We start from the raw sequence: 14,350 nt of genomic DNA on the forward strand, positions 1-14,350 counted from the left end.
TCATACAGTGATTTTATTGTTGTTGGTGCCGGCCTCTTCGCGGGTAAACCCGCTCCTACAGGGGCCGGCACCCAGCATCATTTGCGGATGATGTTGTGCTCCGGCCCGTACGGGAACTTGGTGATGTTTTCGGCGCCGCTGTCGTTGACGATGAGGATATCGTGCTCGCGGTAGCCGCCAGCACCCGGTCGACCTTCGGGCAGCATGATCATCGGCTCGATCGACACCACCATGCCCGGCTCCAGCACGGTGTCGATGTCTTCGCGCAGCTCAAGCCCCGCCTCGCGACCGTAGTAGTGGCTCAACGTCCCAAACGAATGGCCATAGCCAAACGTGCGGTACTGCAGCAGGTCGTGACGCAGGAAGATCTCGTTCAGCTCACGGGCAATGTCACTGCAGCGCATGCCCGGGCGCACGAGTTTCAGCCCAGCCTCATGCACCTCGACGTTGGCCTGCCACAGGCGCAGGTGATCATCCGGGCAATGGTCGAGGAACAAGGTACGCTCAAGGGCGGTGTAATAGCCGGCGATCATCGGGAAGCAATTGAGGCTGAGGATCTCGCCCTTGCCCACCGTGCGGCTGGTGACCGGGTTGTGCGCGCCGTCGGTGTTGAGCCCGGACTGGAACCAGGTCCAGGTGTCCATCAGCTCGCCGTCGGGGAAAGACTTGGCGATCTCGCGAACCATCGCCTGGGTGGCATGCAGCGCCACTTCGTACTCGGGCACATGCTCACGCAGGGCCTCGACCACTGCCGCGCCGCCGATATCGGCCACCCGCGCGCCGTGCCGGATCAACGCCTGCTCTTCTGCGGACTTGATCATGCGCATGCGCATGCACGGGGCGCCGATGTCCAGCAACTCGGCCTTGGGGTAGCAGGCGGCGAGCTTGGCGTGGTTTTGCAGGTTGAGGTGGTCGTATTCCACGCCGATGCGCGAGGCCAGCGGCAGCGCTTGTTGAATGGCGACGAAGAAGTTGTCGCGTTGCCAGTCGGTGTAGACGATGTTGTCGGTGCCGACCGTGCGCCGCCAAGGCTGGCCGCCATCGATGTTGGCGCTGATCGAGACGACCTTGTCCTGGGTCACCACCAGTGCATAGGGGCGGCCAAACGAGCAGTAGAGGAAATCACTGTAGTAATTGACGTTGTGGTACGAGGTAAAGATCGCCGCTTCGATGTCCTGCTCGGCCATGTAGGCCCGCAGGCGGGCGTGGCGGGCTGCGTATTCCTGAGCGGAGAAGGTCGCTTTGACCTTGTCGCCGTTGCGGATCTTCAGGGTTTTTGGCATGTGCATGGTCGGGTTCCTTGTCGTTGTGAGCACGCTGTTTCAGGCCGGCCGCCTGAGAAGCATTGCAACAGAACGAACGAGGACGCTTTTGTATCTATCCGACCTGGAATTGGCGGGATGGCCACCGACGTGTAGGAGCAGCCTTGTGCTGCGAAGAGGCCGGCACAGGCAGCCCGAATTGCGGCTATCTGTACCGGCCTCTTCGCAGCACAAGGCTGCTCCTACACAGGCTGTGGGGTTTCAGGCACGCTTTATTTCAGATCAAAGCGGTCCAGCTCCATGACTTTTACCCAAGCTGCAACGAAGGCCTTCACAAACCTGTCCTTGCCATCGCTGCTGCCATACACCTCGCTCAACGCCCGCAACTGGGCATGCGAACCGAACACCAGGTCAACACGGCTGCCCGTCCATTTAACCTGCCCGGTCTTGCGGTCCCGGCCTTCAAAGCGCTCGTTGTCGGCTGACGTCGGCGTCCATTCCACGCCCATGTCCAGCAGGTTGCGGAAGAAGTCGTTGCTCAACGTACCCGGCTTGTCGGTGAACACCCCGTCCTTGCTGCCGCCATGGTTGGCGCCCAGCACACGCAGGCCGCCGATCAGCGCGGTCAGCTCGGGCGCCGTCAGGGTCAGCAGTTGGGCCTTGTCCAGCAGCAGCTTCTCGGCCTTGACGCTGTAACGGTCCTTGGTGAAGTTGCGGAAGCCATCGGCCAGCGGTTCCAGCACAGCGAACGACTCGACATCGGTCTGCTCTTGGGACGCATCGACGCGGCCGGGGCGGAAGCCGACGCTGCCACTGTAACCCGCATCCTTGGCAGCCTTCTCCACGGCGGCGGTACCTGCCAGCACGATCAGGTCGGCCAGGGAGACCTTCTTGCCACCGTTGTTGAACTCGCCCTGGATCTTCTCCAGCGCTGCCAAGACCTTGCCTACGCCCTGGTTCGCAGCCCAGTCTTTCTGCGGTGCCAGGCGCAAGCGTGCGCCATTGGCTCCACCGCGCTTGTCGGACCCACGGAAGGTCGAGGCTGAGGCCCAAGCAGTCGATACCAACTCGCCCACGCTCAAGCCTGAAGCCAGAATCTTGGCCTTGAGCGCTGCGACATCCTGCTCGCCCAACGATACCGGGTCGGCTTTAGGCAGCGGGTCTTGCCACAGCAATTCCTCGTTGGGCATTTCTGGCCCGAGATAGCGCGCCAGCGGGCCCATATCGCGGTGGATCAGCTTGTACCAGGCACGTGCGAACGCGTCCTCTAATTGCTCGGGATTGTCCCTGAAGCGGCGGGCGATCGGCTCGTAGATCGGATCGAAGCGCAGCGCCAGGTCGGAGGTGAGCATGGACGGCGCATGGGTTTTGCTGGGGTCATGGGCATCCGGCACGGTGCCTGCGCCTTTGCCTTCCTTCGGCCGCCACTGGTGTGCACCGGCCGGGCTCTTGGTCAGCTCCCACTCGAAGTTGAACAGGTTTCTGAGGTAGTCGTGGCTCCAGCGCGTCGGCGTCGAGGTCCAGGTCACTTCCAAGCCGCTGGTGATGGTGTCGGGGCCTTTACCGGAGCCGAATTTGTTGGCCCAACCCAGGCCCTGCATCTCCAGGCCCGCAGCCTCGGGCTCGGCCCCCACATTGTCGGCGGGGCCTGCGCCATGGGTCTTGCCGAACGCATGGCCCCCGGCGATCAGCGCCACGGTCTCTTCATCGTTCATGGCCATGCGGCCGAAGGTTTCGCGGATGTCTTTGCCCGAAGCGACCGGGTCAGGGTTGCCTTCCGGACCCTCCGGGTTGACGTAGATCAGGCCCATCTGCACGGCGGCCAGCGGGTTTTCCAGGTTGCGCTCGGCCTGCAGGTTGCGGCTCTGTTCTTCACCGTGCTTGGCGGGTTCGGCAACCAGGTCACCCTGGCCGGGTTCCTGTGCCTTGACCTGCTCCTTGCCGTAGCGGGTATCGCCGCCCAACCAGACCTTTTCCGAGCCCCAGTACACGTCTTCATCCGGCTCCCACACATCGGCGCGCCCGCCAGAGAAACCAAAGGTCTTGAAGCCCATGGACTCCAGCGCGACGTTGCCGGTGAGGACGATCAGGTCGGCCCAGGAAATCTTGTTGCCGTACTTCTGCTTGATCGGCCACAGCAGGCGCCGGGCCTTGTCCAGGCTGACGTTATCCGGCCAGCTGTTGAGCGGGGCGAACCGCTGCTGACCGGAACCGGCGCCACCGCGGCCATCGCCAATGCGGTAGGTCCCGGCGCTGTGCCAGGCCATACGGATGAACAGCGGGCCGTAGTGGCCGAAGTCGGCGGGCCACCAGTCCTGGGAGTCGGTCATCAGGGCCGTCAGGTCTTGCTTCAGGGCCTGGAAATCGAGGCTCTTGAAGGCGTTGGCATAATCGAAATCCGGGTCCATCGGATCGGATTTGGCGGTATGTTGGTGAAGGATTCTCAGGTTGAGCTGGTCAGGCCACCAGTCACGGTTGGTGGTGCCGCCACCTGCGGTTTGATGGAACGGGCATTTCGATTCGTTCGACATCTGTGGGTACCTTTGGGTCGGTTATCCAGATTTCCGGTCTATGCCAGGTGTTCTATCAGCCGAGCGCTTGGGCTCGTGCCTACCCCTCATCAGGTCTGGTCGGTGTCTTGCCGACACGGGGCTTGCGAAGCTGTCACGGCGGGGCGCTACGGTCTTGAACACAGGTGCTCAGGCGCGCCCCGGCCGCCGAATTCACAGGGCCAGGTGAAAGACTAGCCGAGCTTGGGCAGACTTCTAATAGAGCGAGTATTACGGGGTAATAGGCTGGCTCTGTCAGCGTTTTGCCGTGCGGGCCTCTTCGCGGGGCAAGCCCGCTCCCACAGGAGATTCGAGCCCCGTACCAAACCTGTGGGAGCGGGCTTGCCCCGCGAAGAGGCCCGCACATCCATACAAGGCAATCGGGCCTGCGCCGTGCTTCAATACACCGCCAATCCCCTCAGACCCCGTGAGCCAAGCCCCATGAACCGCAACGACCTGCGCCGCGTCGACATGAACCTGCTGGTGCTGTTCGAAGCCCTGATGATCGAACGCAACCTGACCCGCGTCGGCGAAAAACTGTTCATCACCCAGTCCACCGTCAGCGCCGCCCTCGCCCGCCTGCGCGAACTGTTCGACGACCCGCTGCTGATCCGCAACGGTCGGGCCATGGAGCCCACGCCACGGGCGATGCAGATCTTTACCGAGCTGGGGCCGGCCATGGATGTGATTTCTTCCGCCATCAGCCGTGCGCGGGCGTTCGACCCCGCCAACAGCTGCAACGTATTCCGCCTTGGGCTTTCGGACGACGCCGAGTTCGGCCTGCTCCCTGCCCTGCTTCAAGCCTTGCGCGAAGAGGCACCCGAAATCAGCGTGGTGGTGCGGCGGGCCAACTTCCTGTTGATGCCAGGCCTGCTCTCCAGCGGCGAGATTTCGGTGGGCGTGAGCTACACCACCGACCTGCCGGCCAACGCCAAGCGCCGCAAGTTGCGCGACATTGGCGTGCGCGTGCTGCGCGCCGACGATCGACCGGGGCCACTGACCCTCGACGAGTACTGCGCCCGCCCGCATGTGATGGTGTCGTTTTCTGGCGACATGAGCGGCAACATCGACCTGGACCTGGCGCGTATCGGCCGATGCCGCAAGGTGGTGCTGGCCGTGCCGCAGTTCGGCAGCCTGCGCGCGCTGCTGCGCAACACCGAACTGATCGCCACAGTACCGGACTACGCCGCTTGCGCCCTGGCCGATGACGGCAGCTTGCGCGCCGACCCAGCGCCCTTCGAAATCACCGAGGCAGAATTGTCGATGGTCTGGAGTGGCGCCCAGGACAACGACCCGGCCGAGCGCTGGTTGCGCGAGCGGATCCTGCAGTTCATGGCATCGCCATGAACCCAGGCCGTGTCACTTGCTCCGCTGCATCCACGCCGCGCCCAGGCCACTGATGCAGATGATCGAGATCCCCACCAGGCTCAGGCTGTCTGGCACCTGGCTGTAGAACAGCAGCCCAAGCAGCCCGGCAAACACGATCTGGCAGTAGCTGAACGGCGCCAGCAGCGCCGGTGCAGCATGGCGAAACGCCTGGGTCAGCAGCAGGTGGGCAGTCATGCCGAAACCACCCAGCGCCAGCATCAACAGCGCGTGGTCCCAGCGCGGCACCTCCCAGAAAAACGGCACCAGCGCACTCATCGCCAGGGTGTTGCACAGCCCTGCATAGAAGTTGCTGGTGGTGGGGCTGTCATGGGCAGCCAGAATTCGCGTCAGCAACTGATAGAAGCAGAAACCCAGCGCCGAGCCGAAGGGGTACAGGATCGCCGGCGTGAACATCGCACCACCGGGGTGCACCACCACCAGTACCCCGATAAAGCCCATCACCACCGCCACCCACTGCCCCACCGTCACCCGCTCCTTGAGCAGGGGTGCCGACAAGGCCGTGACCAGCACGGGCGCGAGGAAGTTGACCGCCGTGGCCTCCGCCAGCGGCAGGTACTGCAGGCCGGTGGTGAACAGCAGGCTGGTGCTGAGCAGGCTCAGGGCGCGCAGGGTCTGCAACAGCGGGCGACGGGTGCGCAGTACATTGAGGCCAGACTTGGGCAGGAAGATCCCGGCCATCAGCAGGGTGTGCACCACATAACGCGCCCACACCACCATGATGATCGGGTACAGGCCACCGAGGAACTTGGACAGGGCATCGTGGCTGGCGAACAGGAACGTCGCCACCACCACCAGGGCGATGCCACGCAGCGGTTGGTTGACTCCGGACAGCGGTGTGCTGGAACTCATGGCGTTCTCGACGGCGGCGCGGCCGGATGCTGCGCCCAGGGAAAGCCGCACAGGGCTGGCCTGGCGGATGAAACAGCTCGAATTCTAGAAGAGATAGACGAGGATAAGGAAGTTCAATTGGCGCTTGTCGAGGCCAAACGCAATTTCCGTTCGCTGATCGACCACTTTCGCCCCGCCGCGCATGGTCCGCACCGGGCTGATCGAAGACCATCCCCTACGGACTCTGTAACCACTACAAGGAACTGTCATGCGAAGGCTCACCACCCCTAACGGCCTGGACCTGCCCTGCATCGGCCTGGGCACCTGGCCGATGACCGGCAGCGAGTGCACCCAGGCCGTGCGCCAGGCCCTGGACCTGGGCTACCGACACATCGACACCGCCACCGCCTACAACAATGAAGCGGCCGTGGGCCAGGCCCTGCGCGAGAGCGACGTGCCACGCGAGCAGATCCACCTGACCACCAAGGTCTGGTGGGACCGCCTGGACCCCAAGGCCATGCGTCAGTCGCTGGAAGACAGCCTGCGCGTGCTGGGCACCGAGCAGGTCGACCTGTTCCACATCCACTGGCCGGGCAAGGACTGGGACTTGGCCCGCAGCATCGAGACCCTGGTAGCCCTGCGTGACGAAGGCAAGGCGCGCAGCATTGGTGTCGCCAACTTCCCGCTTGGCCTGCTGCGCCAAGTGGTCGAGACGCTGGGCGCGCCGTTGTCGGCCATTCAGGTGGAGTACCACGTGCTGCTCGACCAGCAGCCGTTGCTCGACTATGCGCGCCGCCACGACTTGCTGCTCACGGCCTACACCCCGCTGGCACGCGGGCAGGCGGCGCAACAAGAGGTGATCCAGGCGATTGCCCGTAAGCATGGCGTCCTGCCGAGCCAGGTGGCACTGAAGTGGTTGCTCGACCAGGACGGCGTCGCAGTGATCCCCAAGGCCAGCAGCCGCGAGAACCAGTTGGCGAATTTGGCGGCGCTGGACGTGCAGCTGGATGATGAAGACCGGGCATTGATTGCGGGTTTGCCGAAGGATCAGCGCGTGGTCAGCCCCGACTTTGCGCCTGACTGGAATAGCTGATACTGGCCCCCTGTGTAGGAGCAGCCTTGTGCTGCGAAGAGGCCGGTGATAACACCGTGAATCTTTAGTGCTATCACCGGCCTCTTCGCAGCACAAGGCTGCTCCTACAGGGATCGCGCGGGGCCGCCGGGCATCACCTAGCCCCACAGCAACGCCACCTGCTTCAACCGCTCACTCGCCGGCACAGGCCGCCCATACAGGTAGCCCTGGAAGTGCGAGCACCCCTCTGCCGCCAGGCGCCGCATCTGCTCTTCTGACTCCACACCCTCGGCCGTGGTCTTGATCATCAGGCTGTTGGACAGGTCGGTAATGGCGCGGATGATCGACATGGCTTCGCGGCTGTCGCACATGTCATGCACGAACGACTTGTCGATCTTGATCCGGTCGAACGGGAACGAACGCAAATACCCCAGCGACGAATACCCGGTACCGAAGTCGTCCAGCGAAATCGACACACCCAGGTCTTTCAGCGCCCGCAAGGTGCGCACGTTCTCCTCACTGTTGCCCAACAACACCGACTCGGTGATCTCCAGCTCCAGGCGCCGCGCCGGCAAGCCCGAATCAGACAGGGCCAAAGCCACGGTGTGAACCAGGTTGGCATTCTTGAACTGCACCGGGGACAGGTTGACCGACACTGTCTGTTCGCTGTCCCAGCTGGCCGCCTCCTGGCACGCCAGGTTCAGCGCGCGGATGCCGAGCTCGTGAATCAGCCCCGTCTCTTCGGCGATGGGGATGAAGTCCATGGGCATGACCATGCCGCGGGTCGGGTGCTCCCAGCGCAACAACGCCTCATACCCCGTCACACTGCTGGTCTGCTGGTCGACCACCGGCTGGTAGTGCAACTGCAGTTGACCAAGGTGCAGCGCCGTACGCAGGTCGGTTTCGACCAGGCGGCGTTGGCGGGCGGCGACATCCAGCTCGACATTGAAGCACTCGTACCGGTTGCGGCCATTGCGCTTGGCTTCGTACAACGCCATGTCGGCATAGCCCAGCAGTTGCTCGGCCTGGTCGTTGTCATCCGGGGCGATCGCCACGCCGATACTCACACCCACCGTGAACTGATGCCCCTCGATCTGAAACGGCGGGCAGATGGCATTGATGAGGCGCTGCGCGGTATTGCACGCGGCGTCACGACCATCCAGCCCCGTGAGCACGATGGCAAACTCGTCACCGCCCAGGCGGGCCAACGTGTCGTGCTCGCGCAGTTCGCGGCGCAAGCGCTTGCCTAGCTCACGCAGCAGCTTGTCGCCGAACGCGTGACCTAACGAATCGTTGATGTTCTTGAAATTGTCCAGGTCCAGGCACAGGGCAGCGGTCAGCTTGGCGTTCTCATCACCACGCACCAAGGCTTGGCGCAAACGCTCATGGAACAGCGTGCGGTTGGGCAGCCCGGTGAGGGCATCGTGGTGCGCCATATGGTGGATCTGCGCGTGGGCCGCCAACTCTTCAGTGGCATCTTCGGCCACGAACAGCACATAGTCGGCCTGGCCCTCGCGGTGCTGGCTGAGCAGCGTACGGCTGCGCAGGGTGCGTGGCCCGCACTGGGTGTCGACCCGAGTTTCGGCGGCATAGCCCTTGGTGCTGCGTGCCCCGCGAGCGAGCTGTTGCTCCAGGTAATCGGCTGCAGCCGGCGCCAGGCTTTGGGCAGGCAGTTGCCCGATCATGCTCGAACCCGGCACACCAAACAGGCGTTCGGCCTGCTGGTTGGCCAGCAGGATGCGCTGGCTCTCCAGGTCCTGGACCATGACACTGGCCGGGATGTTGGCAATGACCGAGTCGAGAAACTGCGACAGCTTGGCCATCTCTTGGCTGTACTGTTCGGCCAGTTCCTTGGCTTTGAGCAGCTCCAGCTCCTGCTGGTGGCGTTCGGAGATGTCGCGGGTGACCTTGGCGAACCCCACCAGGCGGCCGTCATCGTCATGCACCGCGTCGATCACCACATGCGCATGGAAGGCCGAGCCATCCTTGCGCAGCCGCACACCCACCTCTTCGAAGCGCCCCGTGCAACGCGCCTGTTCAAGGTTGTGCGCGGGCAGCCCGGCAGCCCGTTCGGCCTCGCTGTAGAACAACGAGTAATGCTGGCCGACGATCTCGTCGGCAAGGTACCCCTTGGCCCGCTGGGCGCCGGGGTTCCAGTTGGCAACAATGCCTTCGGGGGTGAGCAGGTAGATGGCATAGTCCACCACACTCTGGATCAACAGCCGATACATGATGTCGGGGCTTGCGACTAGCGACATGAAATTAACCTGGACCTTCGACGGGCACGAAAAGGACCCCGGCGCTGCGCGACCGGGTCTTGTACAGAGGTGATGGCATTATGCCGGTCACTCGGATTTTGTGAAGTGGTTCACAAAATTTTGCTGCACTGTCCTTTGCCGAATGAAGGCGGGCGAGTCTTGCGCATAGCAACGCAGTAGCCAGTTGCGGATCAGAGGGGCCTGATCAGCGGTGGTCGGCAGCAGTTCGATGGGCAACATGGCGTTGCGGGCTCGGGTAAAACGACCATTCTAGAGCCCCCGCGTTGTAGGAGCAGCCTTGTGCTGCGAAGAGGCCGGTGATAACACAGTGAGCATTTGCTGGTGTCACCGGCCTCTTCGCAGCACAAGGCTGCTCCTACACGATTAAACGATTGCTAGCTTTGCTCAGTACCTGATCATCACCGATTTGAGCTCGGTGTAATCCTCGATGAACGCACTGCCAAACTCCCGCCCTACCCCCGATGCCTTCGACCCACCAAACGGCACCGCCGGGTCGAGGAAGGTGTGCATGTTCACCCACACCGTGCCCGCTTCGATCTGCGGGATCAGCCGCAGCGCCTTGGACAGGTCGTTGGTCCACAGGCTGGCGGTCAGGCCATAAGGACTGTCGTTCATCAACGCCAGCAACTGCTCTTCATCGTCGAACGGCAGCACACAGACGATCGGGCCGAACGTTTCCTCGTGCAGCAAGGGGTCACTGGGGTCATTGGCCAGCACCACCGTAGGCTCGACGAAGTAGCCCGGCCGGTCGAGCGCCTTCGCCCCACAGACCACCGTGTTGCTGGCCCGGGCACGCTCGAAGAAGCCGAGAATCTTCTGCAGGTGCGCAGCATTGGCCAAAGGGCCGAACTGGGCGTCGGGGTCCAGCGCCGATCCAATCTTCAACTGCCCCAGCGCTTCACCCAGCTTGCGGGTAAATTCCTGAACCTTGCTGCGGTGCACATACACCCGCTCCGGCGAAGCGCACACTTGCCCCTGGTGCACGAAGGCCGTCTGCAGGATGCCTGCCACGGCGCCGTCCACGTCCACATCGGCCAACAACGCTGCCGGGTTCTTGCCCCCCAGCTCCAGCGTGGCGCGGGTCAGGTTCGCCGCCATCGCGGCCTTGCCGACGGCGATACCGGTCGGCACCGAGCCTGTGAACGCGACCTTGGCCACGAGCGGGTGCTCAATCAACAACTGGCCCGCCTGCCCGCGCCCATTGACCACGTTGAACGCCCCCGCCGGCACCCCTGCCTCGACCGCCAGTTCGGCGATGCGCAGCAGCGTCAGCGGGGTGAATTCGCTGGGTTTGATCACGATGGTGCAACCGGTTACCAAGGCAGAGGCGATCTTCCAGATACCGATCATCACCGAGAAATTCCACGGCACGATCCCCGCGACCACGCCCACCGGCTCACGCAGGGTAAAGGCGGTGTAGCGCTCGCCACCGAATGAAGGCAGCGACGGGGTCATGGTCTGCCCAGTGATCTTGGTCGCCCAACCCGCGAAATAACGCAGGAAGACTACACTTTGAGCGATCTCCAACCCCCGCGAGAGGTTGATCGACTTGCCGGAACACAGGGTCTCGAGCTGTGCCAGCTCTTCGGCATTGGCCTCGATCAGGTCAGCCAAGCGGTTGAGCACCACGCCTTTCTGATAGGGCGAAACCTCAGCCCAACTGCCCTTGAAGGCCTGCCGGGCACTGTGCACCGCACGTGCTACTTCCGCCTCGCTGGCCTCGGCAACCCGGCTGATGACTGTACCGCTGGAGGGGTCGTGGATATCGACTGACGGCCCCGCCTCACCCGCCTGGTATTGGCCATCGATGAAATGGCCATGGGGCCTGGCGAGGAACTCGACCACGGCAGGTAACAGCTGGATATCGCTCATGACATGACTCCTGGAAGGCAGCGCAAAAGTGTGTGCGGGCCGATCTTCAGGCCCCCGCCTACCCGCCTGCCAGCCCCGAACGGCGTTTTGTCAGGGAGCCTCAAGAGAATGTCACGCTGGCCAAATCACCACGCCGGCCCAGGCGGCACACTGCGATCACTGCGATATCTGCATAACCCATAACAACATCGGAGATAGCCAATGCGTCGCGTAGACAGGCTTAGCATCTCGGCAGCCCTGGCCTTGGCCCTGGCTGCGAGCACAAGCGCGGTGCGGGCCGACCTGCCCGCCGAAGAGATCGGCCAGAACAACCTGCCGTTCCCGCCGGACCCCCACCGTGTCTACATCCTCGATGTGGACTTCAAGAACCCCATAGCCGGCAAGGTGGTGGTGGTCGATCCCAAGGCCAAGCGCATGCTCGGCATGACCACCAACGCCTTCGTCGCCCCAACGGCGTTGAGCCCGGACAACCGCACCCTGTACTCGGCCAACCTGTTCTACTCGCGTGGCACCTACGGCGAACGCACCGATGTGCTGGTGGCCTGGGACACCCAGACCCTGCGCCCGCAATGGGAAGTGGTACTGCCCGCCAAGCGCGCCTCCACGCTCACCGAGAAGTACGCGATGGGCGTCAGCGCCGACAGCAAGCTAGCGTATGTCTTCAACCTGACGCCGTCGACCTCGGTGACCGTGGTCAATACTCAGACGCACACGGTCGCCAGCGAAGTCGCCATCAGCGGCTGCGTGCTCAACTACCCAGTCGGCAAACGCAGCTTCGCGTCACTGTGCGGTGACGGCCAACTGCTGGTGGTGACACTGGATGATGACGGCAAGGAAGTCTCGCGCACCCAGACGCCGTTCTTCGACCCAAACAAGGTCCGCCTCAACGAGCGCGCCATCGCCAACGGCGACACCTACTATTTCACCACCACCCATGGCGAGGTGTACCCGGTGAGTTTCGAAGGGGGCAAGGCCAAGCCGCAGCCCACCTGGTCGCTGGTCAGCGACGAGGAACGCAAGCAAGGCTGGGCGCCGGGTGGCTGGCAAGCCCTGGCCTTGGCGCCAGGCCTGAACCGGCTGTATGCGCTGATGCATGACCAGCATACCGATGGCAAATGGGAAGACCCGAGCACCACCATCTGGGCGTTCGACCTGAAGACGGGCAAGAAACTCGGCACGCTCGACTCGCCCAAGCCAGTCTGGAGCCTGCAGGCCAGCCATGACAAGGCGCCCATTCTGGTGGCCACCGACCTGGAAGGCGGCGTGCAGTTCTTCGACCTGGCCACCGGCAAGCACAGCGGTGCCATGGACCAGATCGCCGACACGCCCGTGCTCACCTTGGCCCCTTGGTAAACAGGAGACCCGACCATGCTCGACCCTGTTCTCGTGATTGCCAGCAGTACCGCTTTGGCGACGCTGCTGGCCAGTGCCGCCAGCCACAAGCTACGTGACCTGCGCGCGTTCAGCGCCATCGTGCGCGCCTACCAACTGCTGCCAGCACCCCTGGCACCGGTAGCCACGGCAAGCCTTGCACTGGCCGAACTGGCCCTGGCGCTGGCCTTGCTGCTACCCGGTGGGCGAGCCAGCGCGGCGTTGGCGGTGGTGCTGTTGATGGCGCTGTATGCCAGCGCCATCGGCATCAACCTGTGGCGTGGCCGCCGCGACATCGACTGCGGCTGTTCAGGCCCCGGCGCTGCCCAGCCACTGCGCCCAGTGCTGTTGCTGCGCAACCTGGTGATCGCCCTGTTGGCCGGCCTGGCGGCGCTGCCCATGGCCGAGCGTGCACTCGGTGCACTGGATATTTTCGTGGTGATTGCGGCCAGTGCCGTCGCGCTGCTGATTCATGTGGCGGTGGATGGCCTGCTGGCCAACCAGCCGCGTCTTGCCAAATTGACTGGGAGATAACCCATGCAACTGCTTATCGCATCGAACATTCTGCTCTGGCTGCTGCTGATCGCGGTGGCGTTCACGGTCATGGCCCTGGTGCGCCAGATCGGCGTGCTGCATGGCCGCATCGCGCCTGCCGGTGCGCTGATGGTAGACAAAGGCGTGACGGTCAACGACCCCGCCCCACAGGTCACCGCCGCCGACCGCCATGGCCGCCCGGTAAACATCGGCTACCGCAGCGAACGCTCGCAACTGCTGTTCTTCCTCGCGCCCGGCTGCCCGGTGTGCAAATCGCTGCTACCGGCGATCAAGTCGATCGCCAAGGACAACAGCGGCGAGCTGGACGTGATCTATGTCAGCGACGGTGATTTTGCCGAACAGCAGGCCCTAATCGACGCCAACGACTTGCAGCAAGCCACCTACGTGGTCGGCCCCGAGATCGGCATGACCTACCAGATCGGCAAGCTGCCGTACGCCGTGTTGATCGACCAGGCCGGCACCTTGCGCGCCAAGGGCCTGGTCAATTCCCGCGAGCACCTCGACAGCCTGTTCGAGACCGTGCACCTGGGCAGTGCCAGCCTGCAGCAGTACCTGCACGGCAACCACGCGCAGGGCCATGCTCACGACCATGACCATGACCATGACCATGCCCACCCACACAGCGCGCAACACTGATCGCGGAGCACACCATGAGTTTTCTCGACAAACTGTTTGAACGCTCCAGCCGTCATGTCGCCGACACCACTTCACGGCGCAAGGTGCTGGCGCGCCTGGGCTCGCTGATCGTCGCTGGCGCTGCCCTGCCGGTGCTGCTGCCGATCGACCGCACCGCCAAGGCGCTGGCCGCCGAGCAGCCGAAAATGGGCGACCCAGGCGACCCGACCAGCTGTGACTACTGGCGCAACTGCTCGATCGACGGTTTCCTGTGCTCGTGCTGCGGCGGTTCGATTACCTCCTGCCCGCCCGGCACCGATGCCTCGCTGGTGACCTGGATCGGCACCTGCCGCAACCCGGCAGATGGCAAGAACTACATCATCTCGTACAACGACTGCTGCGGTAAGCACGCGTGCGGCCAGTGCGCCTGCTCGCGCAACGACGATGAACAACCCTTGTATCGCCCGTTCAACAACAACGACATCAACTGGTGCCTCGGGGCTGAGTCGAAGATCTACAACTGCACCGTTACCATCATCCGCGGTGTGGCGGTCTAGC

At 63.6% G+C, this 14,350-nt stretch carries 11 protein-coding genes; 6 read left to right on the forward strand and 5 right to left on the reverse strand.

Annotation, left to right across the window (positions count from 1 at the left end; all coding sequences use genetic code 11):
* Window positions 1-77: 77 nt before the first annotated feature.
* Window positions 78-1,289 carry a M24 family metallopeptidase gene (locus tag AB7M33_RS25750; RefSeq protein ID WP_265969071.1) on the reverse strand — a complete coding sequence of 404 codons (1,212 nt, stop codon included), beginning with the start codon at window positions 1,287-1,289 and terminating at the stop codon, window positions 78-80.
* Window positions 1,290-1,534: 245 nt separating this feature from the next.
* On the reverse strand, window positions 1,535-3,793 hold the full coding sequence (gene katG / locus AB7M33_RS25755) for a catalase/peroxidase HPI (protein ID WP_265969070.1): 2,259 nt from the start codon (window positions 3,791-3,793) through the stop codon (window positions 1,535-1,537).
* A gap of 459 nt (window positions 3,794-4,252) precedes the next feature.
* Between katG and AB7M33_RS25760 the strand changes: the two genes are divergently transcribed.
* Complete coding sequence (locus AB7M33_RS25760; RefSeq protein WP_027595347.1) at window positions 4,253-5,158, forward strand: LysR family transcriptional regulator; 906 nt, start codon at window positions 4,253-4,255, stop codon at window positions 5,156-5,158.
* Between the two features lie 12 nt (window positions 5,159-5,170).
* Here AB7M33_RS25760 and AB7M33_RS25765 read toward each other — a convergent pair whose 3' ends face one another.
* Window positions 5,171-6,049 carry a DMT family transporter gene (locus tag AB7M33_RS25765; protein WP_027595346.1) on the reverse strand — a complete coding sequence of 293 codons (879 nt, stop codon included), beginning with the start codon at window positions 6,047-6,049 and terminating at the stop codon, window positions 5,171-5,173.
* Window positions 6,050-6,296: 247 nt separating this feature from the next.
* Between AB7M33_RS25765 and AB7M33_RS25770 the strand changes: the two genes are divergently transcribed.
* A complete protein-coding gene (locus AB7M33_RS25770; RefSeq protein WP_099429013.1) occupies window positions 6,297-7,121 on the forward strand; it encodes an aldo/keto reductase in 825 nt (274 codons plus the stop codon).
* 137 nt (window positions 7,122-7,258) lie between these two features.
* Here AB7M33_RS25770 and AB7M33_RS25775 read toward each other — a convergent pair whose 3' ends face one another.
* Both AB7M33_RS25775 and AB7M33_RS25780 read right to left on the reverse strand, forming a co-directional pair.
* Entirely contained in the window at window positions 7,259-9,358 is a 2,100-nt protein-coding gene (locus AB7M33_RS25775) for a putative bifunctional diguanylate cyclase/phosphodiesterase (RefSeq protein WP_186682566.1), read from the reverse strand.
* A 405-nt stretch (window positions 9,359-9,763) separates the two neighbouring features.
* The gene (locus tag AB7M33_RS25780; protein WP_454243948.1) at window positions 9,764-11,251 is read right to left on the reverse strand and encodes an aldehyde dehydrogenase family protein; all 1,488 of its coding nucleotides are present in this window, start codon (window positions 11,249-11,251) and stop codon (window positions 9,764-9,766) included.
* Between the two features lie 201 nt (window positions 11,252-11,452).
* Between AB7M33_RS25780 and AB7M33_RS25785 the strand changes: the two genes are divergently transcribed.
* Genes AB7M33_RS25785 through AB7M33_RS25800 form a run of 4 tightly spaced genes read left to right on the forward strand, consistent with a single transcriptional unit; the run spans window position 11,453 to window position 14,349 of the window.
* Window positions 11,453-12,604 carry an amine dehydrogenase large subunit gene (locus tag AB7M33_RS25785; protein ID WP_238216791.1) on the forward strand — a complete coding sequence of 384 codons (1,152 nt, stop codon included), beginning with the start codon at window positions 11,453-11,455 and terminating at the stop codon, window positions 12,602-12,604.
* 15 nt (window positions 12,605-12,619) lie between these two features.
* Entirely contained in the window at window positions 12,620-13,156 is a 537-nt protein-coding gene (locus AB7M33_RS25790; protein ID WP_099429009.1) for a MauE/DoxX family redox-associated membrane protein, read from the forward strand.
* Between the two features lie 3 nt (window positions 13,157-13,159).
* Window positions 13,160-13,813, forward strand: coding sequence for a methylamine dehydrogenase accessory protein MauD (gene mauD, locus AB7M33_RS25795; protein WP_454243949.1), 654 nt, complete (start codon window positions 13,160-13,162; stop codon window positions 13,811-13,813).
* A gap of 14 nt (window positions 13,814-13,827) precedes the next feature.
* Window positions 13,828-14,349, forward strand: a complete 522-nt coding sequence (locus AB7M33_RS25800) for a methylamine dehydrogenase light chain (protein ID WP_027595339.1) — start codon at window positions 13,828-13,830, stop codon at window positions 14,347-14,349.
* Window position 14,350 lies beyond the last annotated feature (1 nt).

The organism is Pseudomonas sp. Y3 TE3536 (genome assembly GCF_053629175.1).

Excerpts from the sequence above, each read along its gene's own strand:
- AB7M33_RS25750 (WP_265969071.1), bottom strand. The coding sequence starts at position 1,289 with ATGCACATGCCAAAAACCCTGAAGATCCGCAACGGCGACAAGGTCAAA.
- katG (WP_265969070.1), bottom strand. The coding sequence starts at position 3,793 with ATGTCGAACGAATCGAAATGCCCGTTCCATCAAACCGCAGGTGGCGGC.
- AB7M33_RS25760 (WP_027595347.1), top strand. The coding sequence starts at position 4,253 with ATGAACCGCAACGACCTGCGCCGCGTCGACATGAACCTGCTGGTGCTG.
- AB7M33_RS25765 (WP_027595346.1), bottom strand. The coding sequence starts at position 6,049 with ATGAGTTCCAGCACACCGCTGTCCGGAGTCAACCAACCGCTGCGTGGC.
- AB7M33_RS25770 (WP_099429013.1), top strand. The coding sequence starts at position 6,297 with ATGCGAAGGCTCACCACCCCTAACGGCCTGGACCTGCCCTGCATCGGC.
- AB7M33_RS25775 (WP_186682566.1), bottom strand. The coding sequence starts at position 9,358 with ATGTCGCTAGTCGCAAGCCCCGACATCATGTATCGGCTGTTGATCCAG.
- AB7M33_RS25780 (WP_454243948.1), bottom strand. The coding sequence starts at position 11,251 with ATGAGCGATATCCAGCTGTTACCTGCCGTGGTCGAGTTCCTCGCCAGG.
- AB7M33_RS25785 (WP_238216791.1), top strand. The coding sequence starts at position 11,453 with ATGCGTCGCGTAGACAGGCTTAGCATCTCGGCAGCCCTGGCCTTGGCC.
- AB7M33_RS25790 (WP_099429009.1), top strand. The coding sequence starts at position 12,620 with ATGCTCGACCCTGTTCTCGTGATTGCCAGCAGTACCGCTTTGGCGACG.
- mauD (WP_454243949.1), top strand. The coding sequence starts at position 13,160 with ATGCAACTGCTTATCGCATCGAACATTCTGCTCTGGCTGCTGCTGATC.
- AB7M33_RS25800 (WP_027595339.1), top strand. The coding sequence starts at position 13,828 with ATGAGTTTTCTCGACAAACTGTTTGAACGCTCCAGCCGTCATGTCGCC.